The 26071-nt window shown below is 70.5% G+C and carries 24 protein-coding genes and 2 tRNA genes; 12 read left to right on the plus strand and 14 right to left on the minus strand.

The annotated features are described in order from the left end of the window. The first annotated feature begins 171 nt into the window (after positions 1-171). The 6 genes from ACWCP0_RS14365 (at position 172) to ACWCP0_RS14390 (ending at position 4422) form a co-directional block, all read left to right on the plus strand. Positions 172-1143 (plus strand): ABC transporter ATP-binding protein, encoded by a 972-nt coding sequence (locus ACWCP0_RS14365; RefSeq protein WP_451079182.1) that lies wholly within the window; start codon positions 172-174, stop codon positions 1141-1143. Beyond that, on the plus strand, positions 1140-2030 hold the full coding sequence (locus ACWCP0_RS14370; protein WP_451079117.1) for an ABC transporter permease: 891 nt from the start codon (positions 1140-1142) through the stop codon (positions 2028-2030). The genes ACWCP0_RS14365 and ACWCP0_RS14370 overlap by 4 nt, the downstream gene beginning before the upstream one ends. Beyond that, the gene (locus ACWCP0_RS14375) at positions 2027-2938 is read left to right on the plus strand and encodes an ABC transporter ATP-binding protein (RefSeq protein WP_451079118.1); all 912 of its coding nucleotides are present in this window, start codon (positions 2027-2029) and stop codon (positions 2936-2938) included. Before ACWCP0_RS14370 ends, ACWCP0_RS14375 begins: the two co-directional genes overlap by 4 nt. A 14-nt stretch (positions 2939-2952) precedes the next feature. Continuing rightward, positions 2953-3672 (plus strand): ABC transporter permease, encoded by a 720-nt coding sequence (locus ACWCP0_RS14380; RefSeq protein ID WP_351230642.1) that lies wholly within the window; start codon positions 2953-2955, stop codon positions 3670-3672. 146 nt (positions 3673-3818) lie between these two features. Then, positions 3819-4058, plus strand: a complete 240-nt coding sequence (locus ACWCP0_RS14385) for an SGM_3592 family protein (RefSeq protein WP_451079119.1) — start codon at positions 3819-3821, stop codon at positions 4056-4058. 279 nt (positions 4059-4337) lie between these two features. Continuing rightward, a tRNA-Ser gene (locus ACWCP0_RS14390) sits at positions 4338-4422 on the plus strand. A 205-nt stretch (positions 4423-4627) separates the two neighbouring features. Here the strand turns inward: ACWCP0_RS14390 and ACWCP0_RS14395 are convergent. From ACWCP0_RS14395 to ACWCP0_RS14435, 9 genes are all read right to left on the minus strand, one after another. Then, positions 4628-5440, minus strand: coding sequence for an HAD family hydrolase (locus ACWCP0_RS14395; protein WP_451079120.1), 813 nt, complete (start codon positions 5438-5440; stop codon positions 4628-4630). After that, entirely contained in the window at positions 5437-6714 is a 1278-nt protein-coding gene (gene serS, locus ACWCP0_RS14400) for a serine--tRNA ligase (RefSeq protein ID WP_451079121.1), read from the minus strand. Before serS ends, ACWCP0_RS14395 begins: the two co-directional genes overlap by 4 nt. A gap of 564 nt (positions 6715-7278) precedes the next feature. Further along, the gene (gene pheA / locus ACWCP0_RS14405; protein WP_451079122.1) at positions 7279-8214 is read right to left on the minus strand and encodes a prephenate dehydratase; all 936 of its coding nucleotides are present in this window, start codon (positions 8212-8214) and stop codon (positions 7279-7281) included. Positions 8215-8281: 67 nt separating this feature from the next. Beyond that, on the minus strand, positions 8282-9514 hold the full coding sequence (gene efeB / locus ACWCP0_RS14410; protein WP_451079183.1) for an iron uptake transporter deferrochelatase/peroxidase subunit: 1233 nt from the start codon (positions 9512-9514) through the stop codon (positions 8282-8284). 69 nt (positions 9515-9583) lie between these two features. Continuing rightward, positions 9584-11530, minus strand: coding sequence for a copper resistance CopC/CopD family protein (locus ACWCP0_RS14415; protein WP_451079123.1), 1947 nt, complete (start codon positions 11528-11530; stop codon positions 9584-9586). A 26-nt stretch (positions 11531-11556) separates the two neighbouring features. After that, on the minus strand, positions 11557-11976 hold the full coding sequence (locus tag ACWCP0_RS14420; RefSeq protein WP_451079184.1) for a copper chaperone PCu(A)C: 420 nt from the start codon (positions 11974-11976) through the stop codon (positions 11557-11559). A 71-nt stretch (positions 11977-12047) separates the two neighbouring features. Continuing rightward, on the minus strand, positions 12048-12752 hold the full coding sequence (locus ACWCP0_RS14425) for an SCO family protein (protein ID WP_451079124.1): 705 nt from the start codon (positions 12750-12752) through the stop codon (positions 12048-12050). Positions 12753-12787: 35 nt separating this feature from the next. Next, positions 12788-13567, minus strand: a complete 780-nt coding sequence (locus tag ACWCP0_RS14430) for a YcnI family copper-binding membrane protein (protein ID WP_451079125.1) — start codon at positions 13565-13567, stop codon at positions 12788-12790. A gap of 75 nt (positions 13568-13642) precedes the next feature. After that, the gene (locus ACWCP0_RS14435) at positions 13643-14461 is read right to left on the minus strand and encodes a hypothetical protein (protein ID WP_451079126.1); all 819 of its coding nucleotides are present in this window, start codon (positions 14459-14461) and stop codon (positions 13643-13645) included. A gap of 270 nt (positions 14462-14731) precedes the next feature. Between ACWCP0_RS14435 and ACWCP0_RS14440 the strand changes: the two genes are divergently transcribed. Beyond that, a complete protein-coding gene (locus ACWCP0_RS14440) occupies positions 14732-15196 on the plus strand; it encodes an ATP-binding protein (RefSeq protein ID WP_451079127.1) in 465 nt (154 codons plus the stop codon). Between the two features lie 53 nt (positions 15197-15249). Here the strand turns inward: ACWCP0_RS14440 and ACWCP0_RS14445 are convergent, their stop codons facing one another. Beyond that, complete coding sequence (locus ACWCP0_RS14445) at positions 15250-16713, minus strand: aminopeptidase P family protein (RefSeq protein WP_451079128.1); 1464 nt, start codon at positions 16711-16713, stop codon at positions 15250-15252. 150 nt (positions 16714-16863) lie between these two features. Next, positions 16864-18381: a PP2C family protein-serine/threonine phosphatase gene (locus tag ACWCP0_RS14450; RefSeq protein ID WP_451079185.1), complete on the minus strand. Its 1518-nt coding sequence runs from the start codon at positions 18379-18381 to the stop codon at positions 16864-16866. 715 nt (positions 18382-19096) lie between these two features. Between ACWCP0_RS14450 and ACWCP0_RS14455 the strand changes: the two genes are divergently transcribed. Continuing rightward, positions 19097-19804, plus strand: coding sequence for a bifunctional DNA primase/polymerase (locus ACWCP0_RS14455; RefSeq protein WP_451079129.1), 708 nt, complete (start codon positions 19097-19099; stop codon positions 19802-19804). A gap of 223 nt (positions 19805-20027) precedes the next feature. After that, positions 20028-20567 (plus strand): hypothetical protein, encoded by a 540-nt coding sequence (locus ACWCP0_RS14460; RefSeq protein WP_451079130.1) that lies wholly within the window; start codon positions 20028-20030, stop codon positions 20565-20567. Between the two features lie 220 nt (positions 20568-20787). Here the strand turns inward: ACWCP0_RS14460 and ACWCP0_RS14465 are convergent, their stop codons facing one another. From ACWCP0_RS14465 to ACWCP0_RS14475, 3 genes are all read right to left on the minus strand, one after another. Then, complete coding sequence (locus ACWCP0_RS14465; protein ID WP_451079131.1) at positions 20788-21756, minus strand: DUF5926 family protein; 969 nt, start codon at positions 21754-21756, stop codon at positions 20788-20790. A 166-nt stretch (positions 21757-21922) separates the two neighbouring features. After that, positions 21923-22543: an ATP-binding protein gene (locus tag ACWCP0_RS14470; RefSeq protein ID WP_451079132.1), complete on the minus strand. Its 621-nt coding sequence runs from the start codon at positions 22541-22543 to the stop codon at positions 21923-21925. A gap of 130 nt (positions 22544-22673) precedes the next feature. Continuing rightward, positions 22674-23465 (minus strand): glycerophosphodiester phosphodiesterase, encoded by a 792-nt coding sequence (locus tag ACWCP0_RS14475; protein WP_451079133.1) that lies wholly within the window; start codon positions 23463-23465, stop codon positions 22674-22676. Positions 23466-23710: 245 nt separating this feature from the next. Here ACWCP0_RS14475 and ACWCP0_RS14480 point away from each other — a divergent pair, with 245 nt between their 5' ends. From ACWCP0_RS14480 to ACWCP0_RS14490, 3 genes are all read left to right on the plus strand, one after another. After that, complete coding sequence (locus ACWCP0_RS14480) at positions 23711-25108, plus strand: trypsin-like peptidase domain-containing protein (protein WP_451079134.1); 1398 nt, start codon at positions 23711-23713, stop codon at positions 25106-25108. A 52-nt stretch (positions 25109-25160) separates the two neighbouring features. Beyond that, positions 25161-25247 (plus strand) — tRNA-Ser (locus tag ACWCP0_RS14485). Positions 25248-25605: 358 nt separating this feature from the next. Further along, positions 25606-25974, plus strand: coding sequence for a MerR family transcriptional regulator (locus ACWCP0_RS14490; RefSeq protein WP_451079135.1), 369 nt, complete (start codon positions 25606-25608; stop codon positions 25972-25974). The last annotated feature ends 97 nt before the right edge of the window (positions 25975-26071 follow it).

Raw genomic sequence — 26071 nt, forward strand, 5'->3', positions numbered from 1 at the left:
CAATGCTCGGCGGCTGCGTCAAGAGTCGTGCACGAGGCCTGTGGACAACCCCGGCCGGCTCCTCCTCCGGCCTTGCCCCCCTACGGGTCCGTACGCCTGGAGTCGGATGCGGAACCAGCCGTCAGGGTTGACGCCGCCTGTGGTGTGCGCCACTACCTTCGAACCGTGACTGTGATCGTGACCGAAAGCCTGAGCAAGCGGTTCCCCCGGGTGACCGCGCTTGACCGGCTCTCCCTGGACATCGGGCCCGGCGTGACCGGACTCGTGGGCGCCAACGGAGCCGGCAAGTCCACACTGATCAAGATCCTGCTGGGTCTGTCCCCCGCCACGGAAGGCCGGGCCGAGGTCCTCGGCCTGGACGTCGCCACCTCCGGCGCCGCCATCCGCGAGCGCGTCGGCTACATGCCCGAGCACGACTGCCTGCCGCCCGACGTCTCGGCCACCGAGTTCGTCGTCCACATGGCGCGCATGTCCGGACTCCCCCCGACCGCGGCGCGCGAACGCACCGCCGACACGCTGCGCCACGTCGGCCTCTACGAGGAGCGGTACCGCCCCATCGGCGGCTACTCCACCGGCATGAAACAGCGCGTCAAGCTCGCGCAGGCACTCGTCCACGACCCGCAGCTGGTGCTCCTCGACGAGCCCACCAACGGTCTCGACCCGGTCGGCCGCGACGAGATGCTCGGCCTGATCCGCCGCGTGTACACCGACTTCGGCATCTCGGTCCTGGTCACCTCCCATCTGCTCGGCGAGCTCGAGCGCACCTGTGACCACGTGGTGGTCGTGGACGGCGGCACGCTGCTGCGCTCCAGCTCCACCAGCGACTTCACCCAGATCACGACCACCCTCGCGGTCGAGGTCACCGACTCCGACACCCACCCCGACGGGACGGCGGCACTCCGTGAGGCCCTCACGGCCGCCGGCATCACGCTGCACGCGGGCGTCGAGGAAGGGCTGCCGGGAGCCGGCCACATCCTCCTGCTGGAGGCGACCGGCGAGGAGACCTACGACACCGTCCGCGACACCGTCGCCGCCCTCGGCCTCGGTCTCGTTCGGATGGAACAGCGCCGCCACCACATCGCGGAGGTCTTCCGGCCCCAGCAGGCGGAAGGCGCACAGCCCCTGGAGGTGCCGGCCCGATGAGCACGCAGCATGTCGAGACCACCCGTATCCACAACATCGGATACCGCAACTACGAGGGAACCCGCCTCGGCCGGGCCTACGCCCGCCGCTCGCTCTACTCGCAGTCGCTGCGCGGCGCGTACGGACTGGGCCGCAGCGCCAAGTCCAAGGTACTGCCGATGATCCTGTTCGCGGTGATGTGCCTGCCCGCGGCGATCATCGTCGCCGTCGCGGTCGCCACCAAGATGAAGGAACTGCCGCTCGACTACACGCGCTACGCGATCGTCACGCAGGCCGTGATCGGCCTCTTCCTGGCCGCCCAGGCCCCGCAGTCGGTCTCCCGGGACCTGCGCTTCAAGACCGTGCCCCTCTACTTCTCGCGGCCCATCGAGCGCATCGACTACGTCCTCGCCAAGTACGGGGCCATGGCCTCGGCGCTGTTCGTCCTCACCGCCGCACCGGTGCTGATCCTCTACATCGGCTCGCTGCTGGCGAAGATGGACTTCTCCGACCAGACCAAGGGATTCGCACAGGGACTGGTCTCCGTGGCACTCCTCTCGCTGCTCTTCGGCGGCCTCGGCCTCGTCATGGCCGCGCTCACCCCGCGCCGCGGCTTCGGCGTCGCCGCCGTCATCGCCACCCTGACCATCACCTACGGGGCGGTCTCCACGGTCCAGGCGATCGCACTCGAGACCGGATCCGGCGGCGCGGTGCAGTGGCTGGGACTCTTCTCACCCATCACGCTCATCGACGGTGTGCAGACGGCCTTCCTCGACGCGACCTCCTCCTTCCCCGGCGGACAGGGACCGGACACCGGCGCCGGCACGGTCTATCTGCTGGTCGTCCTCGCACTCATCCTCGGCTCGTACGCCGTGCTGATGCGCCGCTACCGAAAGGTCGGGCTGTGACCACCATCAACATCGACCACACCTCGCGCTGGTTCGGCAACGTCGTCGCCGTCAACGACGTGACCATGACCATCGGCCCGGGCGTCACCGGACTCCTCGGCCCCAACGGGGCCGGCAAGTCCACACTCATCAACATGATGGGTGGTTTTCTCGCTCCCTCCACGGGCAGCGTCACCCTCGACGGGCAGCCGATCTGGCGCAACGAAGCGGTGTACCGGCAGATCGGCGTCGTGCCCGAGCGCGAGGCGATGTACGACTTCCTGACCGGACAGGAATTCGTCGTCGCCAACGCCGAACTGCACGGACTCGGCGCCAAGGCCGCCCAGCGCGCGCTCGCCACCGTGGAGATGGAGTACGCGCAGGACCGCAAGATCGCGACGTACAGCAAGGGAATGCGCCAGCGCGTCAAGATGGCGTCCGCGCTCGTCCACGAGCCGAGTGTGCTGCTCCTCGACGAGCCCTTCAACGGCATGGACCCGCGCCAGCGGATGCAGCTGATGGAGCTCCTGCGGCGGATGGGTGCCGAGGGCCGTACGGTCCTGTTCTCCTCCCACATCCTGGAGGAGGTCGAGCAACTCGCCTCGCACATCGAGGTGATCGTGGCGGGACGGCACGCGGCGAGCGGCGACTTCCGCAGGATCCGCAGGCTGATGACGGACCGGCCGCACCGGTATCTCGTCCGGTCCAGCGACGACCGGGCGCTGGCCGCCGCGCTGATCGCCGACCCGTCGACGGCCGGCATCGAAGTGGATCTGCAGGAAGGCGCGTTGCGGATCCAGGCCGTCGACTTCGGGCGGTTCACCGAACTGCTGCCGAAGGTCGCCCGCAAGCACTCCATCCGCCTCCTGACGGTCTCGCCATCGGACGAATCCCTCGAGTCGGTCTTCTCGTACCTCGTAGCGGCCTGAAAGGAGCCATCGACATGTACAACCCAACAGTCGCCCGGCTCACCTACCGGGCCCTCCTCGGCCGGCGCCGGGCAGCGGTCCTCTTCATCCTCCCGGGGCTGCTCCTGCTCATCGCGGCCTCGGTGCGCGCGTTCAACGGGGTGGACGACCAGATCGCCGCCGATGTGCTGGGCGGTTTCGCCATCGCGACCATGGTGCCGCTGATCGGCGTCATCGCCGGTACGGGCGCGATCGGGCCGGAGATCGACGACGGCTCGATCGTCTACCTGCTCGCCAAGCCGGTGAAGCGGCCGACGATCATCATCACCAAGCTCATCGTGGCGATCGCCGTGACGATGGCCTTCTCCGCGATCCCCACGCTGGTGGCCGGACTGATCCTGAACGGGAACGGCCAGCAGATCGCCACGGCCTACACGGTCGCGGCACTGGTCGCGTCGATCGCGTACAGCGCGCTGTTCCTGCTGCTCGGCACGGTCAGCCGGCACGCGGTCGTGATCGGGCTGGTCTACGCGCTCGTGTGGGAGACCCTCTTCGGCAGCCTGGTGCCGGGAGCGCGCACGCTCAGCGTGCAGCAGTGGTCGCTGGCGCTCGCCGAGAAGATCGGCGGCGAGGGAATGATCGCCTCGGACGTCGGGCTGCCGCTCGCGGTGGCGCTGCTGGCCGGCGTGACGGTGCTGGCCACCGGCTACGCGGGACAGAAGCTGCGGACGCTCAAGCTGGCCGGGGAGGAGTAGCGGGCCCCCGGGGGGCTCGCGCCCCGGTCGGCCGGCGGGCCGGGCCCCGGGGCACTCCCGGCCCGGCCCGTCGTCGTTCTCACGCCCGCTTGACAGGCCGGCCGGGACACTGGAAGCACGAGGTGGAGGGTGGAGGAGGAGACGCCATGGCCGCCGAGCCGGAACGGGACCCGGAGCCCGGGGCGGAGTCCTGGGACGAACTCGTCCTCGACGAGGACTTCATACGGTCCGCCGAGACCGCCGAGCCGTCCGCGCGGGCCCGGATGCTCGCCGCCCGCTGGCGAAAGTCCGCGCCCGAGCCGCAGCCGTGGCGCTCCGACGAGCCGCCCGCGGGGTGGTTCTGGAGCAGGGCGCGCAGGCGCCGGCGGTGGCGGCGCCGGCGCTGACGACCGAAGGCGCTGACGACCGAAGGCGCTGCGTCCGATATTCAGTGGCGCGGAACTGCCGGGACGGGCACAGTGATCGAGACAGTGTCGCGCATATGTGCGACGACGTTTCGAGACCGGGGAGGGGCACGGCGATGACCGAGAGTACGAGTCCGCCGAGCTCCCAGCAGGGCAGCGCGCGGCAGGCTTCGGAGTAATCATCGGACTCCGTCGAGCCGTCGGCGGACAGCTGCCCGGGCGGCCGCTTCGAGCGCGCACATGTGCGCGGGCCGCCCTCCCGGAGGATTGGCCGAGAGGTAAGGCACCGGCTTGCTAAGCCGTGGTCGGGGTCAACCCCGCGCGCGTTCGATCCGCGCATCCTCCGCGTGGCCCTGAGCGGGCCGCAGAACCTGTGTACGGGGTGGGCGCCCCGCGCGTAGCCGCACCCGGCACCGGGAATCGCGCCCACCCTCCCCCGGAGCATCGTCCGAGGCCCCCAGCACGGCGGAACGACTGCCTACGACAACGACTGCCTACAACAACGACTCCCACAACAGGGAGCGTTGGCGGAACGTCCGGCCACAACCGCCTCAGCGGCCCAGCAGCTCCTCCAGCACCATCGCGATCCCGTCGTGTTCGTTCGAGGCAGTGATCTCGTGGGCCACGGCCTTGAGGTCGTCGTGGGCGTTGGCCATGGCCACGCCGTGAGCGGACCAGGCGAACATGGGGATGTCGTTCGGCATGTCCCCGAACGCGATCGTCTGGGTGGACCTCACGCCGAGCCGGCGGGCCGCCAGGGAGAGGCCGGTGGCCTTGCTGAGGCCCAGCGGAAGGATCTCGACGATGCCGGGACCGGCCATCACCACGTCCACCAGGCTGCCGACCGTCTCACGGGCGACGGCGGCGAGGGCGTCGTCGCCGAGGGACGGGTGCTGGACGTAGACCTTGTTGAGCGGGGCGGACAGGAGCTCCGCCGGGTCGTCGAACGGCACCACCGGGAGCGGTCCCTCCTGCACCTGGTAGCCGGGGCCGACGACGACCTCGCCGTGCAGGCCGTCGCGGCTCGCCGCAAGCGCCAGCGGGCCGACCTCCGCCTCCAGCTTGGCGAGCGCCAGCCCGGCCAGCTGCCGGTCCAGGGTCACCGAGGTCAGCAGCTTGTGCTCGCCCGCGTGGTAGACCTGCGCACCCTGCCCGCAGACCGCCAGCCCCTCGTAGCCCAGGTCGTCCAGGATGTGCCGGGTCCATGCGACGCCACGCCCCGTGACGACGATGTGTGCGGCGCCCGCCGCCGTGGCGGCGGCGAGCGCGTCGCGCGTGCGCTGCGAGACGGTCTCGTCGGAGCGCAGCAGCGTCCCGTCGAGGTCCGTGGCGATCAGGCGGTACGGAAACCGGGCCGAACTCACTTGGCGACCGGCTCCAGCACCTCACGGCCGCCCAGGTACGGACGCAGCACCTCGGGCACCCGCACGGAACCGTCCGCCAGCTGGTGGTTCTCCAGGAGGGCCACGATCGTGCGCGGTACGGCGCACAGCGTGCCGTTGAGCGTCGCGAGCGGCTTGACCTGCTTTCCGTCACGCAGCCGAACGGCGAGCCGGCGCGCCTGGAAGCTGTCGCAGTTCGACGCCGACGTCAGCTCGCGGTACTTGCCCTGGGTCGGGATCCACGCCTCGCAGTCGAACTTCCGCGAAGCCGACGCACCCAGGTCGCCGGACGCCACATCGATCACCTGGAACGGCAGCTCCAGGCTGGTCAGCCACTGCTTCTCCCAGTCCAGGAGCCGCTTGTGCTCGTCCTCGGCGTCGTCCGGGTCCACGAACGAGAACATCTCGACCTTGTCGAACTGGTGGACGCGGAAGATGCCCCGCGTGTCCTTGCCGTACGTACCGGCCTCGCGGCGGAAGCACGGCGAGAAGCCCGCGTACCGCAGCGGCAGCTTGTCGGCGTCGATGATCTCGTCCATGTGGTACGCCGCGAGCGGGACCTCGGACGTGCCGACGAGATAGAAGTCGTCCTTCTCCAGGTGGTACACGTTCTCCGCGGCCTGGCCGAGGAAGCCCGTCCCCTCCATGGCGCGCGGGCGGACCAGCGCCGGGGTCAGCATCGGGGTGAGGCCGGCCTCCGTCGCCTGCGCGATCGCCGCGTTGACGAGCGCGAGCTCCAGCAGGGCGCCGACGCCCGTCAGGTAGTAGAACCGCGAGCCGGACACCTTGGCGCCGCGCTCGACGTCGATCGCACCCAGCGCCTCGCCGAGCGCCAGGTGGTCCTTGGGCTCGAAGCCCTCGGCACCGAAGTCACGGATCGTGCCGTGCGTCTCCAGGACGACGAAGTCCTCCTCGCCGCCGATCGGGACGTCGGGGTGGACCAGGTTGCCCAGCTGCAACAGCAGCCGGCGGGTCTCCTCGTCGGCCTCGTTCTGCTCGGCCTCGGCGGCCTTGACGTCGGTCTTCAGCTGCTCGGCCCGCTTCAGCAGCTCGGCTCGCTCGTCCGGGGACGCCTTGGGGATGAGCTTGCCGAGCGACTTCTGCTCGGAGCGGAGTTCGTCGAAGCGGACGCCGGACGACCTGCGCCGTTCATCGGCGGAGAGCAGGGCGTCGACGAGCGCGACGTCCTCTCCACGGGCGCGCTGGGAGGCGCGAACACGGTCGGGGTCCTCACGGAGCAGGCGAAGGTCAATCACCCCACCAGGCTACCGGTGCGGGCTCCCGCCTCCCCAGTTGATATTGCTTGCGTGTCACTTTGACCGAATTGTCGGAATTGGGGAAAGCGGCGGTAAATCGAGAGCGACATCGGTCAATGAACGGGATGCCGATCCCCGAAATGGGGCAAGGCTCACTTCTTGCTTGACCCATTTCCGTTGTGGGGTGCGGAACTCGGGGCGTGTTGTCCACAGGAGTGCATGATCCCCTGGAGTTATCCACAGGGTGTGTCGGTCATCTGTGGATTACGGAAGAGATCATTCCGGAAGCCGCATGAGGAGCGGAGGATTCCTCTTCCAAACCTCGCCCATGCACTCATTCGAGTGGGAATTCCTCGCTCCATAGAGTTGATCAAAGGAATTGAGCTGACACGGGCGACCGGGTGGGCTGTGGACGCATGTGGGGCGACTGGGGTGATTTGTCGACGATGTGGATCGACGTTGTCGACTTGTCCCCAGGTCGAGTTGCAGCCCTGTGGATAACTTCTGTGGGTAACGAAAAGTGGGAAGATCGCGCGGACAGAACCGGTCAAAGGAAACGCAGGGTTACGCCCGGCCGTCCTGACAGCGGGCCAGCCACTCCGCCGCGTCGACGAATTCCGCGTCCGACGTCCCGGCCCGCAGCGCGCGCATATTCTCCGCCGAGACCCCCGCCTGCGGATACGACCCCAGGAACCGCACCTTCGGACAGATCCGCTTCAGCCCCATCAGCGCCTCGCCGACCCGCCGGTCCGCGATATGGCCCTCGGCGTCGATCGCGAAGCAGTAGTTCCCGATGCCCGCACCCGTCGGCCGCGACTGCAGCAGCATCAGGTTCACGCCGCGCACCGCGAACTCCTGGAGCAGCTCCAGCAGCGCGCCCGGGTGGTCCTCGCGCTGCCAGATCACCACCGACGTCTTGTCCGCGCCGGTCGGGGCGGCGGGCCGGGCCGGGCGGCCCACGAGGACGAAGCGCGTCTCCGCGTTCTCCGCGTCGTGGATCTCGGTGACCAGAGGTTCGAGGCCGTACGTCGACGCCGCGAACTCACCCGCGAAGGCCGCGTCGAAGCGGCCCTCCTGCACCAGCCGAGCGCCGTCCGCGTTCGATGCCGCGGATTCCCATACGGCGTCGGGCAGATGGGCGCGCAGCCAGTTCCGCACCTGTGGCTGGGCGACCGGATGGCCGGTCACCGTCTTCACGTCGGACAGCTTCGTGCCCGGCCGCACCAGCAGCGCGAAGGCGATCGGCAGCAGCACCTCGCGGTAGATCATCAGCGGTTCGCCGGAGGCCAGCTCGTCGAGGGTGGCGGTGACGCCGCCCTCCACGGAGTTCTCGATCGGTACGAGCGCGGCAGCAGCGTCCCCGTTCCGTACGGCGTCGAGCGCGGCCGGTACGGACACCATCGGGACCAGCTCCCGTGTCGCGGCTTCCGGGAGTGTGCGCAGGGCGGCCTCGGTGAAGGTCCCTTCGGGACCGAGGTACGTGTATCGCGTGGCGGACATACGGCATCCCTGCTGGCGCTCGGGCAACTACTGGCGGATACCAGCCACCCTAGTGCGCTCGCGCCTCCTACGACTCCAGCAGCCGCTGCCCCACGTACTCGCCCTTCCGCGGGCCGCCGGGCACGGCGAATAGGCCGCTCGCCTCGTGGCGGACGAACGTGGACAGCGCGTCGCCCCGGTCGAGCTTGCGCTGCACCGGTACGAAGCCCTTCAGAGGGTCCGCCTGCCAGCAGACGAAGAGGAGGCCCGCGTCCGGCGTGCCGTCCTCGGCGATTCCGTCGTGGAAGGAGTAGGGGCGTCGCAGCATCGCCGCGCCCCCGTTCTGTTCCGGGGCCGAGATCCTGGCATGGGCGTTGTCAGGAATGATCAGCTTGCCGTCGGGGCCGGTCCTGTCGAGGTCGAGCTCGGTCGTCTCGCCGCCGCCCGTCAGTGGGGCGCCGTCGGACTTGCGCCGGCCGATCACGCGTTCCTGCTGTGTGAGGGACAGCTGCTCCCAGTCGTCGAGGAGCATGCGGATCCTGCGGACGACGGCGTACGAGCCGCCGGCCATCCACGCGGGCTGTCCCGTGTCCGGGACGAAGATCCGACGGTCGAAGTCGGGCTCGGACGGTTTCGGGTTGCGGGTGCCGTCGATCTGGCCCATGAGATTGCGGGCGGTCATCGGCTGCGCGGTTGCGCCCGGCGAACGGTTGAAGCCGTTCATCTGCCAGCGCACCCGGGCCGCCTCGCCCGCGTCCTTCTGGATCGCGCGCAGGGCATGGAAGGCGACCAGTGCGTCGTTCGCCCCGATCTGCACCCATAGATCGCCGTTGGAGCGCCGTGGGTCCAGGTGGTCGGAGGAGAAGGCGGGGAGCGGGTCCAGCTCGACGGGGCGCTGTGCGGCCAGGCCCGTACGGTCGAAGAAGGTGCGGCCGAGGCCGAAGGTGATCGTCAGCAGTGAGGGGCCGGCGTCGAGGGCGACGGCGGTGTCGCCGTCGCCGGCCGGTTCGCCGGCCATCAGCCGGGAGGCCGTGGCCGACCAGCGGCGCATCAGCGCGACCGCTTCCTTGCGGCCCGCCCCGGGCGCCAGGTCGAAGGCGATCAGATGGCCGCGGGACTGCGTCGCCGTGGTGATGCCCGCCTGGTGGTCGCCGTGGAAGGACTCGGCGGCGGAGCCGACGGTGGTCAGCGCGGTGGCCGGCTCGCCGGCGGCAGCCGCGCGGACCCCTGCGCCACCCGCTGCGCCCAGCGCCAGGCCGGTCGCTCCCGCGGCACCCACGGTGCCGAGCAGTCGGCGTCGTGAGATCTCGATGTTGTCCATGCCGGTGTCACTCATGCGGGCATCCATGCGGGCATCCGTGCGGTGCGTTCATGTCGTGTGTTCATTCGGTCAGCCGATCTTGACGTTCTTGTCGACGGTCGTCTGATCGATGTCGGACGTCCGTACGGTGATCTGGACCCGCCACTCGCCCGGCAGCGGGATCTGGAGGTTGCTTGCGCTCCAGTGGCCGCTCGCGACGCGGTCGGGGACGACGGGGAGGGGGCCGATCTTCTCGGCGGTGAGGGTGAAGGCGACCTTCACCTCGGGGATGTCCAGGGGCCGTCCGTTGGGCCGGTTCACCCATACGTGCAGGTCGTTGGCGCCGGAGCGGCCCGGGTCGATGGTGAGCCGGACGGTGCCCCTACCGTCCTTGCCGCCGGTGTCGAACGGCAGGGTGACGTCGACGGGCCGGTCGGGGACGGCGGTGGACGTCGGTGCGCCGGCTGCCCGCGCGGCTTCCTCTTCCGTACGTCCGGGCTCGGTGGAGGTCAGCACGGTCGTCACGGCGAGGAGAACGACGGCGATGCCCGCTTCCGTGAGCACCGAGCGGCGCAGTCCGGTGCGGGCGGGGTCGGCGTCCCTGATCCGCTTGCGGCGGGCTGTCGCCAACGCGGTCTTCTGGCGGGCGAGTTGTGCGGCGCGCTCGGGGTCGACGGTGGCGGGGTCCGGGACGGTCCCGGTCTCGTTCTCGGTCTCGGTCTCGGGGTCCGGCTCGGTCTCAGGATCCGGCTCGGGTTCCGTCCCGGTCTCCGCAACGCCCGCCGTTTCCTTCGCCAGTTGCGCCGTCCACCGCCGCGAGATCCATGCGATCCCGACGAGCACGGCGACCAAGCCCACCTTGACCAGCAGGAGTTGGCCGTACGAGGTGCCGGTCAGCGCCGTCCAGGAGCCGACCTGGCGCCAGGACTGGTAGAGCCCGGTCAGGGTGAGCACGACGACGGACGCGAAGGCGACCCGTGAGAAGCGGAGTACGGCCGTGCGGTCGAGAGAGGGCGTCCGGTAGAGCGCGACGAGCACTGCCACCAGGCCGCCGAGCCAGCCGGCGACGGCCAGCAGGTGCAGCACGTCCACGGGCATGGCGATGCCCGGCTGCAGACCGGTCGAGGCGTGCTCGGAGAGCGCCCAGGTGGCGGCGATCCCGGCCGCGACGACCGTTCCGCCGACGGCGAGGCCGAAGGTGAGATCGCCCTTCTCCTTGGCGTCGGAACCGTCGTCGGCCCGCTTCGCGTACGCCCCGAACAGCACCGCCACGAACAGTGCCGCCGCCCCGAGCAGCAGCAGCCGGGACACCAGCGCGGCCCCGGTCTTGGTCTCCAGCACGGCCTTCAGCCCGCTCAGGTCGAAGGCGTCGGCCAACTCCCCTGAGCCGGTGTACGGGTTGCGGAGCAGCAGCATCGCCAGGGTCGCCGCCGTGAGCGTCACCCAGCCCTGCGCGACCAGCCGCTGCAGGGGCCGCTCGGCCGCGCCGCGCGGCCAGCAGGCGAGGACGAACGCGGCGCCGCCCGCGAGCACGATGAACCCGGCGTAGGCCGCGTACCGCGCGATGCCGTAGAGCGTGCCGACGAGTCCGCCGCCCGCCTCCTGTTTCGGCAGTTCCACCGCGGTCTGCGAGGGCGCTCCGACGGAGAAGGTGAAGGCGCCGGCGATGGGGTGGCTGTCGGCCGACACGGCCTGCCAGGCGACGGTGTACGTGCCGTCCGGCAGGCCTGCGTGCAGCGAGACGCCGTACTTGACGATGCTCCCGCTGCACAGGTTCTGCAGCTCACCGGTGTCGACGCGTTTGCTGCTGGGGTCGAGGACCCGGATCGAGTCGTTCCCCATGGCGACCTGCTCGGAGAAGGTGAGCGTGACGTCCTTGGGGGCGGCGGCGAGCACCGCCCCGTCCTTCGGGTTGCTCCCGGTCAGCGCGGCGTGCGCGCTCGCCGTGCCGGAGAGCACGGTGCCGAGCAGCGCCGCGGTGATGAGCAGCAGCCGCAGAAGAGTCGCGGTACCGAAGCGCGGGGCGGTGGTGATCATGATGTGTCGTCAGTCCCTCAAGTAGCTCAGTGCTGCTTCGGGTTGTGGGTCTGTGCCTCGACGGGAAGCTCGACCTTGATCGGGTCCGTCTTCTCGAAGTGCAGCTCTATGCCGACCTTTTCGCCCCGCTTCGGCTCGTTCTTGATGGCCATGAACATGATGTGGCTGCCACCGCGTTCGAGCTTCAGCTCACCGTGGGCAGGGATGTCGAAGGACGTCACCTGCTGCATCTTCTGGCTCTTCGTCTCGTGGATCTGGACGTCGTCCGAGAGGCTGCTGGTGACCGAGGTGAGCTTGTCCGCCGTGTCACCGCTGTTCGTGACGGTGAGGAAGCCACCCGCCATGTCGCCCACGGGCTGCGGCATGAACGCTCCGCTGACCTTCAGTTCGGGCGCGGAGCCGGACGACGAACAGGCCGCCAGGGCCAGGCCCGTGGTGAGGGCCATGACGGCGGTCAGACTCCGTGCGAAGCGCCTTGGGGGGCGGTGGCCGGGCGACGGGTGGGCGGTGCGGCGGGTCACGGGTTCTCCCCCTTGACGATCTTCGGCAGGTCCTTGGCGTAGTCGTCCGAGGTGGTGTCCTCCCCGTACAGGACGTAGCCCTGGTCGGTCGTGGGGGAGAAGGCGATCACCTGCGCGCCGTGCATGGAGACGACGGAACCGTCCTTCTCCTTCTTCGGCGGGTCGATGCCGATGCCGAGCTGGCGCGCGCCTGCCTGGATGGTGGCGAAGTCACCGGTGAGGCCGACGAACGACGGGTCGCCGGCCGCGGGCAGCCACTTGGCGAGCTCGGCGGAGGTGTCCCGTTCGGGGTCGGTGGTGACGAAGACGACCTGGAGCTTGTCCTGGTCGGCCTTGGGGAGCTTCTTCTTGGCGATGGCGATGTTGCTCATCGTCAGCGGGCAGACGTCGGGGCAGTGCGTGTAGCCGAAGTAGATCAGCGTCGGCCTGCCCTTGGTCTGCTCACGGAAGTCGAACGTGTTGCCCTTGGTGTCCTTCAGTACGAGGTCGGGCTTCGCGAAGGGGCGGTCCAGGACGGTGGCCGCCTTGGTGTTCGGCCGGGCGGATACGTCGGCGAAGGCGCTGCCGGACGAGCCGCTGTCGTCGCCCCGGGTGAGGGCGAAGCCCGCGGCGACGGCCAGTGCCGCCACGGCGGCGATCACCGCGATGAGAGGGGTGCGCCGCCGCGGGCGGGTTTGGACGTCGGTCTTCTGGATGTGCATGGGGTTTCTCTTTCGGGGGGGTTCCGTGGAGGCCGTCAGGCCGAGCGGCGTCGGCCTGCCAGCACGCCGAACGCGACGCCCGCGGCGCCGATGACGATGCCCACGACGCCCAGGACACGGGCGGTGGTGTCGCCGGCGTCGGAGTCGGAGTGGGCGGCGGCCTCGGTCTTCGCGTCGTCGTGGTGCCCGGCGTTGCTCTTGTCGTCGGACGTGTCGTCGGGTGCGTCCTTCGCGGCGCCGCCGCCGTGGTGGTCATCGGCCGCGGCCGACAGCTTGAGCACGGGCGCGGGGTGCTCCGGCTCCGCTGCGCCGTCCTTCGGCTCCTCGATCCAGCGCACGATCTCCTTGTTGTCGTACGTCTGGAGGGCCTTGAAGACGAGCTGGTCGGTGTCCTGCGGGAGCTGTCCCAGCGAGACCGGGAACTGCTGGAACTCGCCCGGTGCGATCTTGCCGCCGTCCGAGGTCCAGGTGATCTTGGTGACGGCCTCGGTGATCTGCTTGCCGTGCACGGTGAGCGGCTTGGCGAGCTTGGTCTTGGTGGGCACGGCCTTCCAGCCCGGGACGGGCTGCGGCATCACGGAGGACAGCGGGTGCTCGGCGGGGACGGTGACCTCGAGCTTCACCGTCGAGGCGTTGTCGCGCTCGTTGGGGACCTTGAAGACGACCGTGGTGTAGCCGCCCTTGGCGGCCTCGCCCTGCGGCTGCACGCTGACGTGCGCGAAGGCCGTGCCGGAGAGCAGCAGCACGGACGAGGCGGCGACGGCGCCGGCGACGGCGAGACGAGAGACGTTGTTCATGGCAGGTGGACACTCCATGTCGGCAGGAGGGTGATCGGCCTCGGCGCGGGTGCGCGCGGGCGCTGCGGCACCACTCCCGTCGAGTGGGCCGCGTCAGGCTGCGAGTGCGTACGCGGCCGGGGGGCCGCGCCTGATCACCGTGTGCTGGAGTGCCGTTGCCACCGGCGGCAGGGGTGCGTCGAGTGGCGGGAGGAGGGGGCGCGGACCGGTGCCGGGCGCGCCGGGCAGTCCGGCGAGCAGGGCCCGTACGAGCACCAGGGCGGCGCGCAGGGAACGTACGAGCGCCCTCTCCGCGATCTCGGTGGCGCCGTGCGCCGACAGCTGCGCCAGCCGGAACAGTGCGACCTCGCCGCGCCGCAGCAGCCAGCCGGTCGCGACCGCGGCCAGCAGGTGGGCGAGCAGCATCGGGACGTCCGGCAGCAGTCCGGCTGCCTCCACCGAGGTGCCCGCCGTGGCGCCGGCGGTGTGCTCGTGAGCCACGTGCCCGACGCCCGCCGGGTCGATCCCGGCGCGCGTGATGATCCGGTGGGCGTCGGCGGGGCTCAGTGAAGCGGCTCCCGCGCCGCACAGGAGCTTCGCCGCGGTCCTGATCAGCGCGTCGTCGGCGGTCGGCGCCGCCACGAGCTGCCGCTGTGCGAGGGCGAAGAGGGTGTGCAGGGCGAGCTGTCCGCCGGCCAGGGCGGTGGCGATGACGGGCATCGAACGCTCGCGCCCCGCGAGTGGCGACGTCACCGCGAAGACGATCAGGAAGCCCGCCAGGAGTGTCCACCAGGGGACGGTCGCGCACCCGGCCAGCACATGCCCCAGAGCGGACAGCACGACGCAGACCGCGGCGAACACCGCGGCCCTCAGCAGCCGAAGACCGGCTCCGGCGTGTGCGATCGAGGGCTCGACCGACGGGTGGGCAGACATGGCCGGGACATCATCGCACTGTGCCCCCGGCCGCCGATCGGCAGGTCCGGAAGATCACGTTTGCGAGCGCTTCGTGCGCGTGTCCAGGGCGTGTTCGTCCCGACGTGCGCCCTGGCAGGCATCCCGGCGTGCACGACATACACCCGTCTACGCCGTACGCGCGTCCGCCGAATGAGGGCTTTGCGGCTTCTTACGTCAACCATGCGCTTACGGACGCGGCCTTGCGGCAATACGTAACGGTATGTCGAGCCGCAGCCAGGAGGCTGGAGCATGAGCATCTGGTGGTCTCTCCATTTGCGGCGCGAGGCTGCGAGCGTTCCGCTCGCCCGTCGCCTTCTCCTCGGCACGATGGAGACCGCGGGCGTCGACCCCGACATCTCCTACGACCTCTCGGTCGCCCTGAGCGAGGCATGCGCCAACGCGGTGGAGCACGGCGGCAATGCGGGGCCCGGCGGCCCGTCGGAGGCGTACCGCGTGACGGCGTATCTGGACGGCGACAGGTGCTGCATCGAAGTGGCGGACTCCGGTCCCGGCTTTCCCGACCGCCGGGCCACAGCACCCTTCGCCCAGGTCGCCCCCGCTCCGCCGCCCTCCGCGGAGCACGGCCGCGGACTCTGTCTGATCGAGCAGCTCGCCGACCACGTCCACTTCAGGAACCGGCCGGGGCACGGTGCGGTGGTCAGCTTCGACAAGATGCTGAAGTGGCGGGAGGGCGCCCTGCTCAGAGTCACCTGAGCCGGGCGCCCTCCTGCTTCGCCTCTGCCTGTCGCCGTCTTCGCCTGCGCGGATCAGCCCTTGAGGCGGGCCATCCAGGCCTCCACCTCGTCGGCCTGCCGCGGCAGCGATGCGGAGAGGTTCCGGTTGCCGTCCTCGGTGACGAGGATGTCGTCCTCGATCCGGACGCCGATGCCGCGGTACTCGGCGGGCACGGTCAGGTCGTCGGCCTGGAAGTACAGACCCGGCTCGACGGTCAGGCACATGCCCGGCTCCAGCGTCGTGTCCACGTACGTCTCGGTCCGCGCGGCCGCGCAGTCGTGGACGTCCATGCCGAGCATGTGGCCGGTGCCGTGCAGGGTCCAGCGACGCTGCAGGCCGAGCTCGAGCACCTTCTCCACGTCCATGTCCCCGAACAGGCCCCACTCGACCAGCTTGGTGGCGAGGACGCGCTGCGCGGCGTCGTGGAAATCGCGGTACGCGGCGCCCGGCTTCACCGCGGCGATCCCGGCCTCCTGGGCCTCGTGCACCGCGTCGTAGATCTTGCGCTGGAGCTCGCTGTAGCGGCCGTTGATCGGCAGCGTGCGGGTGACGTCCGCCGTGTAGAGCTCGGTGGTCTCGACGCCGGCGTCGAGCAGCAGCAGCTCGCCGGGTCGCACGGCGCCGTCGTTGCGCACCCAGTGCAGGGTGGTGGCGTGCGGTCCGGCCGCGCAGATCGAGCCGTAGCCGATGTCGTTGCCCTCGACGCGGGCGCGCAGGAAGAACGTGCCCTCGATGTAGCGCTCGCTGGTGGCCTCGGCCTTGTCGAGGACCCTGACGACGTCCTCGAAGCCGCGGGCGGTGGAGTCGCAGGCCTTCTGCAGCTCGGCGATCTCGAACTCGTCCTTCACGAGGCGGGCCTCGGAGAGGAAGACGCGCAGTTCCTCGTCGCGCTCGGCGGTGACCTTGTCGGTCAGGGCGGCCTCGACGCCGGCGTCGTGGCCGCGGACGTTGCGCACCGGTCCGGTGGCCTCGCGCAGCTGCTGCGGGAGCCCGCGGACGTCCTCGGCCGGGATGCCGAGCAGCTGCTCGGCCTCGGCGAGGGAGTGCCGGCGGCCGACCCAGAGCTCACCCTGGCCGTCCAGCCAGAACTCGCCGTTCTCACGGTCGGAGCGCGGCAGCAGATAGACCGTCGCCTCGTGGCCGTCCTTGGTGGGCTCCAGGACCAGGACGCCGTCGTGGGTCTGGTCACCCGTGAGGTACGCGTACTCGGTGGAGGCGCGGAAGGCGTACTCGGTGTCGTTGGAGCGGGTCCTCAGATTGCCCGCGGGGATGACGAGGCGCTCGCCGGGGAAGCGGGCGGAGAGCGCGGCGCGGCGGCGCGCGGTGTGTGCGGCCTGCGCGATCGGCTCGAGACCGTGCAGCTCGGTGTCGGCCCAGCCGGACTTCATGTTCTCGGCGAGCTCGTCGGACACTCCCGGGTACAGCCCGTTCTTCCGCTGCTTGATCGGCTGTTCTTCAGTCTCGTCCGGGGTCTCCGGGGTGAGCTCTTCGGCCACGGGTCCGCCTCCTTGTTGGTACGACATTGAACCCTCACCCATCGTACGGTCGTACGGAAGCGGGCCCAGGGTCCTTGGACCCTCGGCGCGAATCCCCGGCCTTTCCGCCCCCGGCCTCCCCGCCCCCGGCCCACCGGCCCGTGGCGTGTGTCACTCGAACCGGGCCGCCAGCATCACCACGTCCTCGTCGTCCTCGTCGCCGACCGCGCCGGTGCCGAGCCCTTCGGGCAGGACGGTCCGCAGCACGTGGTCGACGATTGCCGACGGGTCCTCGCGGGTGGCCTTCGGGACGCTCGCGGCCGCCGTGTGGAGCCGTGCGAACGCGCGGTCCATGGGGTCTCCGGTGCGGCGCAGCAGCCCGTCGGTGTAGAGCAGCACGGTCTCTCCGGGGCCGGGCGAGAACTCCACGCTCGGCGCCTCCCAGCAGGCCAGCATCCCGAGCGGCGCCGACAGCGAGGTCTCGACGAACTCGGTCCGCCGCTCCCCGGTGATCAGTGGCGGGGTGTGCCCGGCCCCGGCGAGCACGACCTTCCTCAGGGCCGGCTCGCAGTACGCGAACAGCGCGGTCGCCGAACGGGCCGGTTCCGTCAGCCGCAGCAGCAGCTCCAGATCGGACAGTACGGCGACGGGGTCCTCCCCCTCCATCACCGCGTACGCCCGCAGGCTCGCCCGGAGCCGCCCCATGGCGGCCAGGGCGCTCGGCCCCGACCCGGAGACGGAGCCGACGGCGAGCCCCAGTGCGCCCTCCGGCAGCGGCAGCGCGTCGTACCACTCGCCGCCGCCGCGCGGTCCGCCGAGATGGCGGGCGGCGAGGCGGACCCCGGGCACCCGGGGCAGCCGGCTGGGCAGCAGTTCCTCGGCGATGATCGCCATGCGGGCACGTGCCCGGTCGAGCTCGAGGAGCCGGGCCAGATGCTCGGTGGCGTACCGCCCGTAGAGGCCGACGAGATGGCGCTGGCGCTCGACCGGTTCGGCGGGCTCGTCGTAGAACCAGACGGCGACGCCGAGCCTTCCGGCCTCCGCGGTGGCGAGCGGCAGGGCGTAGCTGGCCGCGTAGCCGAGGCGGACGGCGACTTCGCGAAGGCGTGGGTCGAGGCTCTCGTCGCGGAACAGATCGGCCTGGGCGACCGGGCCGGGGACGCTCGTGGGGGCTCCGTCGAGGATCCGGCCGTGGGGGGTGGCGCTGCGCGGGACGGTCTCGATGTGGCCGAGGTCGGCGTGGGCGAGGCCGAGGCCGACGGTGGTGGCGGGGCCGCGGCCCTCGGGCGGTTCCAGGACCACCATGCCACGGCGGGCGCCGACCAGGGCGGCGCCCGCGCGCAGGAGTTCATGGAGCGCGTCGTCCCGGGTGCTGGTTCTGGCCAGGCGCTCGGTGAGTTCGTGGAGGGTGGTGAGGTCGGAGACCCAGCCGGCCAGCCGGTCCTGGATCAGCGCGCCGGGGGCCGTCGTCGGGGCGAGGGCGGGGGAGGCCGCGAGGGTCGCGGCAGTGTGCGCGGAAGCGGGAACCGCTGAATCGATTCCAGCCACTTTCGGCAGGTGAGGGGCGCTCATGGCAGCCGACTTTCCGACTGGTGCGTTTCGGCCAATAGCATCGCAAACCCCCATGTCATTCTGCGCAGCTATCAATGCATCCACATCTACACGCACACGTGAGGGGATGTCCAGCATTGTCCTGGCGGAATTGCTGGTGTCCACGGGGTGTTCGGGGTGCTGCTAACTTGGCCAAAAAATGCCCCCCATGGCATCTATTTGCGGTCGACTGAGGGAGTTCGAGAGGGGGCACCTCCCGGGGCGAAGATCCACAGTCGGAAGTCCCAGGGGGAGCGTCATTCCGAACGTGGTGGGTACGTAAATGGTGATGGTCAGGGGCAGTTGGGACAGTTCCGGAACCTGGCGGGGAGCCCGGGCGTCTTAGTCGCCGAGGCCGCCGCGCCCCATCCCGAGTGGCGGGACCAGCGGAACCGGTTCAGAGGGACCAGTTCAGCGGGACAGTAAAGCGCCATGCACGCGCCACCCCTCGCCACACGTTTAATGGACACGGCCCACGTTCGTTCGGCCCCCGCGGTGCTCGTCGCCGCAGCGGCTCGGGGCGCCCATGCCCCTGGCAGGCTCATGGCGAGGGGCGGTGATGCGACGATCTGCACGATGCACGCAGTAACACCTGCAGTGATGCTTGCCGTGGTGTGCGCGTACGAAGCACGAAGAGCGAAGCGCCGGCGCGAAGCACGTGCGCGAGCGCGAAGTACGAGCACGAAGCGATGGTGCGCACGAAGCGATGCGCACGCACGATGCACGCAGTGGCACGTCAGCGGTACGCACAGTGAAGTGACGCACACATGGTGTGATGTGGCCCTCGGCGTTCAACGGAAAGGAACGAGCGCTCATGCGCGAGATCCCCGGAAGGCGACGCAGGCTCCGGTTCCGGCACAAGGGGACGCCTGCCCAGCTCGACGCGGCGCTCACCTGCGCCACGGCATGGCACTGGCCCGTGCTTCCCGGCGTGGGGCTCGGTCCTGCCGCACGCGATGACCGCGGACGCGGTTGCGCCTGCCCCGACCCCGAGTGCGTCGTTCCCGGCGCACACCCCTTCGATCCCGGAATCCTCGCGGCCACCACCGACGTGCGCATGGTGCGCTGGTGGTGGACCAACCGCCCCACGGCCCCGATCATGCTGGCGACGGGAGGCCGTGCGCCGTGCGCCGTGAGCCTGCCCGCGGTGGCGGGGGCGCGGGCGCTCGCCGCGCTCGACCGCATGGGTATGCGGCTCGGCCCGGTCGTGGCGACCCCCACCCGCTGGTCGCTGCTCGTCGCCCCGTACTCGATGGAGCAGCTCGGCGAGCTGCTGTACGCCAAGGACTGGGTGCCCAGTTCGCTCCGCTTCCACGGCGAGGGCGGCTATCTGGTGCTGCCACCGTCGGAGGCCGGTACGGGACAGGTGCGCTGGGAGCGTGCCCCGCTGCCCGGTTCGGCGTCGCCCTGGCTGCCGGACGTGGAGGCCGTCGTCGACGCGCTCGTCGAGGCGAGCGTGAGCGCGCCCGCCGAAGGATTCACCCCGCCGGAGGCCGGGGACGGCACCCGGCTCACGTACTGAACCGCCGACGGCCCGCGCCGCACCTCGGCTCGACGGTGTGAAGAATCCCGGGCTCGGCTCACTCTTACGGGTGTGAGCCGAGCCCAGTTCTACGGGAATTGGGCGCGCGGAGCCCCGGGCGCCCTCGCACCGTCGATATCTTCGGCCCACCGATCACCTCACGTGTCACGCCGCACGCGTGACCGGAGCCTCACACGTCCCCGCGCCGGCAGGTGGGCCGCACATGAACATCCGCATGACCGGACTCGCGCTCGCGGTCGTCACCGCCGCCCTGCTGCCGATCGCCGCATCCGCGGGACCGGCCCGTGTGCCGGGACCTGAGGCGAGGTCCGTTCCGGAGCACGACAAAAGGGCGGAGCGGCCCGGAATTCTGGCTGAAATCGATGCGACCGCATCACCCTGGCGCGGGCGGACAAGCGAACGTTGCGGCCCGGAACTCACCTCGCCCGACGGTGTCGAGGCCCAGACGTGCGTCCTGGCCGAGGGCGGGGACGCCTGGGCGCGTACGTACTACCGCAACGCGACGGGCGAGAGGCTGAGCTCCGTGCTGAGCCTCATGGGCCCCGGCGGCAGGACCGTACAGACCCATTGCGTTGTGGAAGCTGACGATGAACCCGGGGCCTGTGAAACACCGCGCGAGAAGGCGGAAGCCGAAGTTGACGCGTATGCGGCGGTGGCGGAGTTCGCGCGTTCCGGAGATCTCGGAGAAGGGCCGCTGTTGCTGCGATCGGGGAGCAACTCCCCTGTCGTTACGGGCGGTTGAGCAACGGCTGCGCCGCGTGTCGCAATCCGTGAATAGCGACGCCCGGTCGCTGGCGACGGGGGATGCACCAGCGACCGGGCTTCCAGAACGGTAACAAGAGATCTGCTGTTCGCAAATTCGATCTCGGGTATTCGGACAGGGAATTACCGGCCCGTGGGGGCACGTGTGACCGGGATCACCTGTCGGGTGACAGAAATCGTCACTGTGCCCGTCCGGACCGTCAGCTGAGCGTCACCTGGCGGTTGGTGAGACCGCCGCGCGCCCGGCGCTCTTCCGCGGTGAGCGGGGCGTCGGTGGCGAGCGCATCCCCCAGCCGCTCGGCGAATTCCGCTGCCGGCTTCTCGCACTCCTCGGCGCCCATGGAGCGGGGCAGGTCCCAGACCGGGACCATGAGCCCGTGCGCCCGGAACGAGCCGACCAGCCGGGTCTCCTCGGTGAGGCTCGACGTCCCGGCGGCGTGCAGCCGGGCGAGCGCGTCGAGGAGCTTCTCCTCGGGGTGCGGCATGACCCAGCGCAGATGGTTCTTCTCCGGGGTCTCGCACCAGTACGCCGAGTCCACGCCGGTCAGCTTGACGGTCGGGATCGCGGCGGCGTTGGCGCGCTCGAGGGAGGCGGCGACCTCCGGGCCCGCGTTCTCCGCGTTGTCCGGGATCCAGAACTCGAAGCCCTTGTGGATGACGGGCTCGAACGGCGCGGCCGGGTCGAGCAGATCCTGCAGTCGCGGTCCGTCCGCGGGCACGCGCGCGGCGGAGACCGGGCTGCCGGGCTTCGCGACGAGCACGCGGCGCAGCGTGTCGGCGATGTCGCGGCTCAGGTCGCCGGAGGTCGTGTCGTTCTGCAGAGCGAGCAGTACGGCGCCGCTGTCGCGGCGCAGCGCGGGCCATGCCATCGGCAGGACGGTGGCGAGCGTCACCGACGGGACGTCGTCGGGCAGGCCGTCCTTCAGGGTCAGTTCGACCGTCGCGGCAGGGACCAGCTCCCGCAGGGCGACCCAGTCGCACTCGTTGGGGAGCCCTTCGAAGGGGCGCTGGACCCGCTCGGTCACGGCGTGCGAGGCGGCTCGGCCGTGGCAGGCCTTGTAGCGACGACCCGAACCGCACGGGCAGGGCTCGCGGGCGCCGACGACGGGGATCTCCCCGTCGGCGATCTGAGGCTTGACGGCCTTCGTCTGGGGGCGCTTCTTGGCCATGGTGTGGCTCTCTCCCGAGGACTGCGGTGCTGTGTGGTGCCTGTGTCTCGGGCGCGAGCCTAGCCGTTACGGCCCGTTTGCCGGTCGCTACGTGTCCGAGGGTGTCGTCGCGCGCGTCGCGGTCCGGGTCTCGGGCACGCCTCGGTGCACCCGCCGTGGGGGCGTCCTAGGCGTCGTCGTACGTTTCCTCGTACGCTTCCACGAAGTCGAATCCGGAACCGGGTCCTGAGCCAGTGACGCGCGTAGCGAAATCGTCGCGACGATGCCCTTCGGTCACGAGCACCCACACGGTGACCTCACCGGCCTCGCTGTCCCGCACGCCCCAGTCCTGGGCGAGCGCACTGATGATGTTGAGCCCGCGGCCGCCGTGCGCGGTGACCGAGGGCGTGGCCGGAATCGGTCGGGTGGGACCGCCTCCGTCCGTCACCTCGACGGTCAGCCTGCCCGCCTTGTCGACGCGCCAGGCGGCGCGGATGTCGCCGTCCCCGATCTCCGCGCGGCCCAGCGGTCTGCCGTGCCGGCAGGCATTGCTGAGCAGTTCGGAAAGGATCAGAACAGCATCGTCGACGACCGATTCGGACACCCCGCTGCGCCGCAGCTGCTCACGCATCCGGTGCCTTGCCTCGCCCACGCCCGCAGGGCCATGGGGCACGGCCATGCTCGACGACGTGGGCACTTCCTGTGCCACCACCAACGCCACCCCCGAGACCTCCTTTGCCCCACGCCACGGTGTGGATGCCCCACTGGACTGGACCGGAAACCGGCCAATCCCTGTCTGGTGACGCACTCGTAACGATCGAACACGGACCGAACGCGCCGGTGCACTCCCTGTAGTCACTCCGGGTGACGCAGTCCTGACTCCGGGTTCGGTTCGGGGTTCGGCTCCGGCTCCGCGCAGGGCTTGCCTGTGGGGCCGGCTAACCGCGGCCCAATTGGGCCAGAACCTGCCTCGGGCGGTTGGTGATGATGGCCTCGACGCCGAGGCCGACGCACAGATCGACGTCCTCCGGCTCGTTCACCGTCCACACGTGCACGCGGTTGCCCGCCGCCTGCAGGCGCTCGATGAACGCGGGGTGATTGCGTACGAGCCGGATCCCCGGCCCCGCGATGCGGGAGCCCGCGGGCAGCCGCCCGTCGCGCATGCGCAGCGGGAGGAACTGCATCAGGTACACGGTCGGGATGGTCGGCGCCGCGGTGGCGATCCGCTGCAGCGAGCGCGCGGAGAAGCTCATGACGCGTACGGACGACTCGGCGTGCGTCGCGGGGGTGTCGAGGCCGAAACGCTTCAGCAGATGGAGCAGGCGCTCCTCGACCTGGCCCGCCCAGCGGGTGGGGTGCTTGGTCTCGATGGCCAGGTCGATCGGCCGCCCGGCGTCGGCGACCAGCTCCAGGAGCCGCTCCAGGGTGAGGACGGAAGTGAACTCGCGATCGCCCCAGTCCGGGCTCTCCTCGCTGTCCTTCCACGAGCCGAAGTCGAGCGCGGCGAGCTTCGAGAGCTCGAGGGCGGAGACGGCGCCGCGGCCGTTGGACGTGCGGTTGATGCGACGGTCGTGGACACAGACGAGATGGCCGTCGGCGGTGAGTCGCACGTCGCATTCGAGGGCGTCGGCCCCGTCGTCGATGGCCTTCACATAGGCGGCCAGGGTGTGCTCGGGGGCGTCCTCCGATGCGCCTCGGTGGGCGACGACCTGGATCGGGAGTTGTGTCACCGCGTCATGGTGTCATCGTCGGAACGGGGACGTCGATCACGTGTCCGTAATGTCCGGGATAAAGGGTGGGGCGGATACGCACAGGTCCCGCTTACAGTGGCCTGACAGCCAGTGGGAAAAGCTGAGCGCAGCGCACCTGTGCCATATGCACCCGCGCATGCGTGCCGACGAGCCCGGCCGACGCGCCGGTCCCCACGCGTACCGACAGCGGAATCGCGGATTCGCGGAATCGAGGAGAGAGAGCTGTGAGCACCGAGAACGAGGGCAACGAGGGCACTGCAGGTCAGGGCGCCCCGTCGGTACCTCCCGTGCCACCTCCTGCGCCGGCGGCCGCTCCCCAGGCCGCGTCGCCGACGCACGCCGCGCACGAGCCCGCCGGCGCGGATGCGCCGACGCAGCAGGTACCGCCGGTACCTGCTGCCTCGCCCACCGTGACGCAGCACGCTGCGGGCGGCTGGCCCCCGCCGCCGGCCTCCCCCTGGGGAGCACCCGTACCCGCGGCGGGTCACGTGGCCGCCCCGCCCAAGCGTTCCGGCGGTCTCGTCGCCACCGTGCTCGCCGCCGCGCTCGTCGCGGGCTCCGTCGGTGGCGGCATCGGCTACTGGGCGGCCGAGCGCAACGACGGCGGCGGCATCTCGACCACCGTCTCCGCCGGTGAGGCCCCCGCCGGCTTCAAGCGCGAGCCGGGCACGGTCGCCGCGGTCGCGGGCAAGGCGCTGCCGAGCGTCGCCACCATCGAGGCCAAGGCCAACGGCGGCGAGGGCGAGGGCGGCACGGGCACCGGCTTCGTGTACGACAGGGAAGGCCACATCCTCACCAACAACCACGTGGTGGAGTCCGCGGCCGACGGCGGCACGCTCTCCGTGATCTTCCCCAGCGGCAAGTCGTACGACGCCGAGGTCGTGGGCCGTGCCCAGGGCTACGACGTGGCCGTGCTGAAGCTGAAGAACGCGCCCGACGGACTGGCCCCGCTGCCGCTCGGCAACTCCGACCGGGTGGCCGTCGGCGACTCCACGATCGCGATCGGTGCGCCCTTCGGCCTCTCCAACACGGTCACCACGGGCATCATCAGCGCCAAGAACCGCCCGGTCGCCTCGGGCGACGGCTCCAGCGGCAAGAACTCGTACATGAGCGCCCTGCAGACCGACGCCTCGATCAACCCCGGCAACTCCGGCGGTCCCCTGCTCGACGCGAGCGGCGCGGTGATCGGCATCAACTCCGCGATCCAGTCCGCGGGCAACGGCATGGGCCAGGCCCAGGCCGGCTCCATCGGCCTCGGCTTCGCCATCCCGATCAACCAGGCCAGGAACGTGGCCGAGCAGCTCATCAAGACCGGCGAGCCCGTCTACCCGGTGATCGGTGCCACCGTGAACATGACGGACCAGGGTGCCGGCGCCACCATCGCCACCCAGGGCACCGGCGGCACCCCCGCGGTCACCCCCGACGGCCCGGCCGCCAAGGCCGGCCTCAAGCCGGGCGACGTCATCACCAAGTTCAACGGCAAGCCCATCGACAGCGGCCCGACCCTGATCAGCGAGATCTGGAACCACAAGCCGGGCGACAAGGTGTCCCTCACCTACGAACGCGACGGCAAGGAGTCCACGGTCGACGTCATTCTGGGCCAGCGCGAGGGCGACAGCTGACGGGCTAGGCTGTGCACGCGCACGTCACCCGTGATCGTCCGGTGCGGCGCGAGGTGGGTTGCCCGAGCGGCCTAAGGGAACGGTCTTGAAAACCGTCGTGGCGGCGACGTCACCGTGGGTTCAAATCCCACACCCACCGCGCAGATCAGCGTAGATGCTGGTCAGGAGGGGTGCTTCCGATTAGGGAGCACCCCTCCTGTATTCGGCCTGTCTCACTTTGCACCGCCCTTGTGCCGCTTCGGATCATCGTGTGTGGACCAGGTGTGGACCTGAACGCTGTCCGATCAGGGCGTCCCACCGGACACTTTGGGCCATCGAGGCCGCCGGTCTGAGCGCGACCTTGCCTTCCAGGCGTTGCACTGTTGCTCATTTCCTTCCCGGCGGGGGGCCGGGTGAGCGGGCGGTGAATGGTGACTCTTGCTCACATGACGGATCAACGGGGGCCGGGCTGTGGACCACAGCCTTGCCGTGGGTTCAGCCCGGCCCGGGATTCGGTGATGCGCATCGGCGAACTCGCCGCGAAGGCAGGGGTCGGCGTGCGAGCCCTGCGCTACTACGAGGAGCAGAACCTGCTTGCCTCCGAGCGCAGCCCGGGTGGGCAGCGGCACTACCCGGACAGCGGGGTCAAGCACGTCCATCTGATCCAGGAGATGTGCCAGGCGGGGCTGCCGAGCAAGTCGATCGCGGAAATCCTGCCGTACCTCGCGACCGGCATGGTGCCGCCGCCGCTGCTCGAGCGGCTCGCGGCGGAAAGAGATCGCATCGATCGGCAGATCAGCGCTCTGGTCGCAACCCGCGACAGGCTCGATGCCGGCATCGCCGACGCTGCGAACGCGGCCGCGGGTGCGCGGTGCCGCCTTGCCTGAGCGGCGTTGTGCGGGGCCCTTTCTCGCACAACGGCCCGCCTCGCCGCCTCCCCGCCCGGCCGCCGTCGCGCCATCCTCGCGCCGAGCCCTCGGCCCC

Source organism: Streptomyces sp. NPDC001970 (assembly GCF_053594115.1).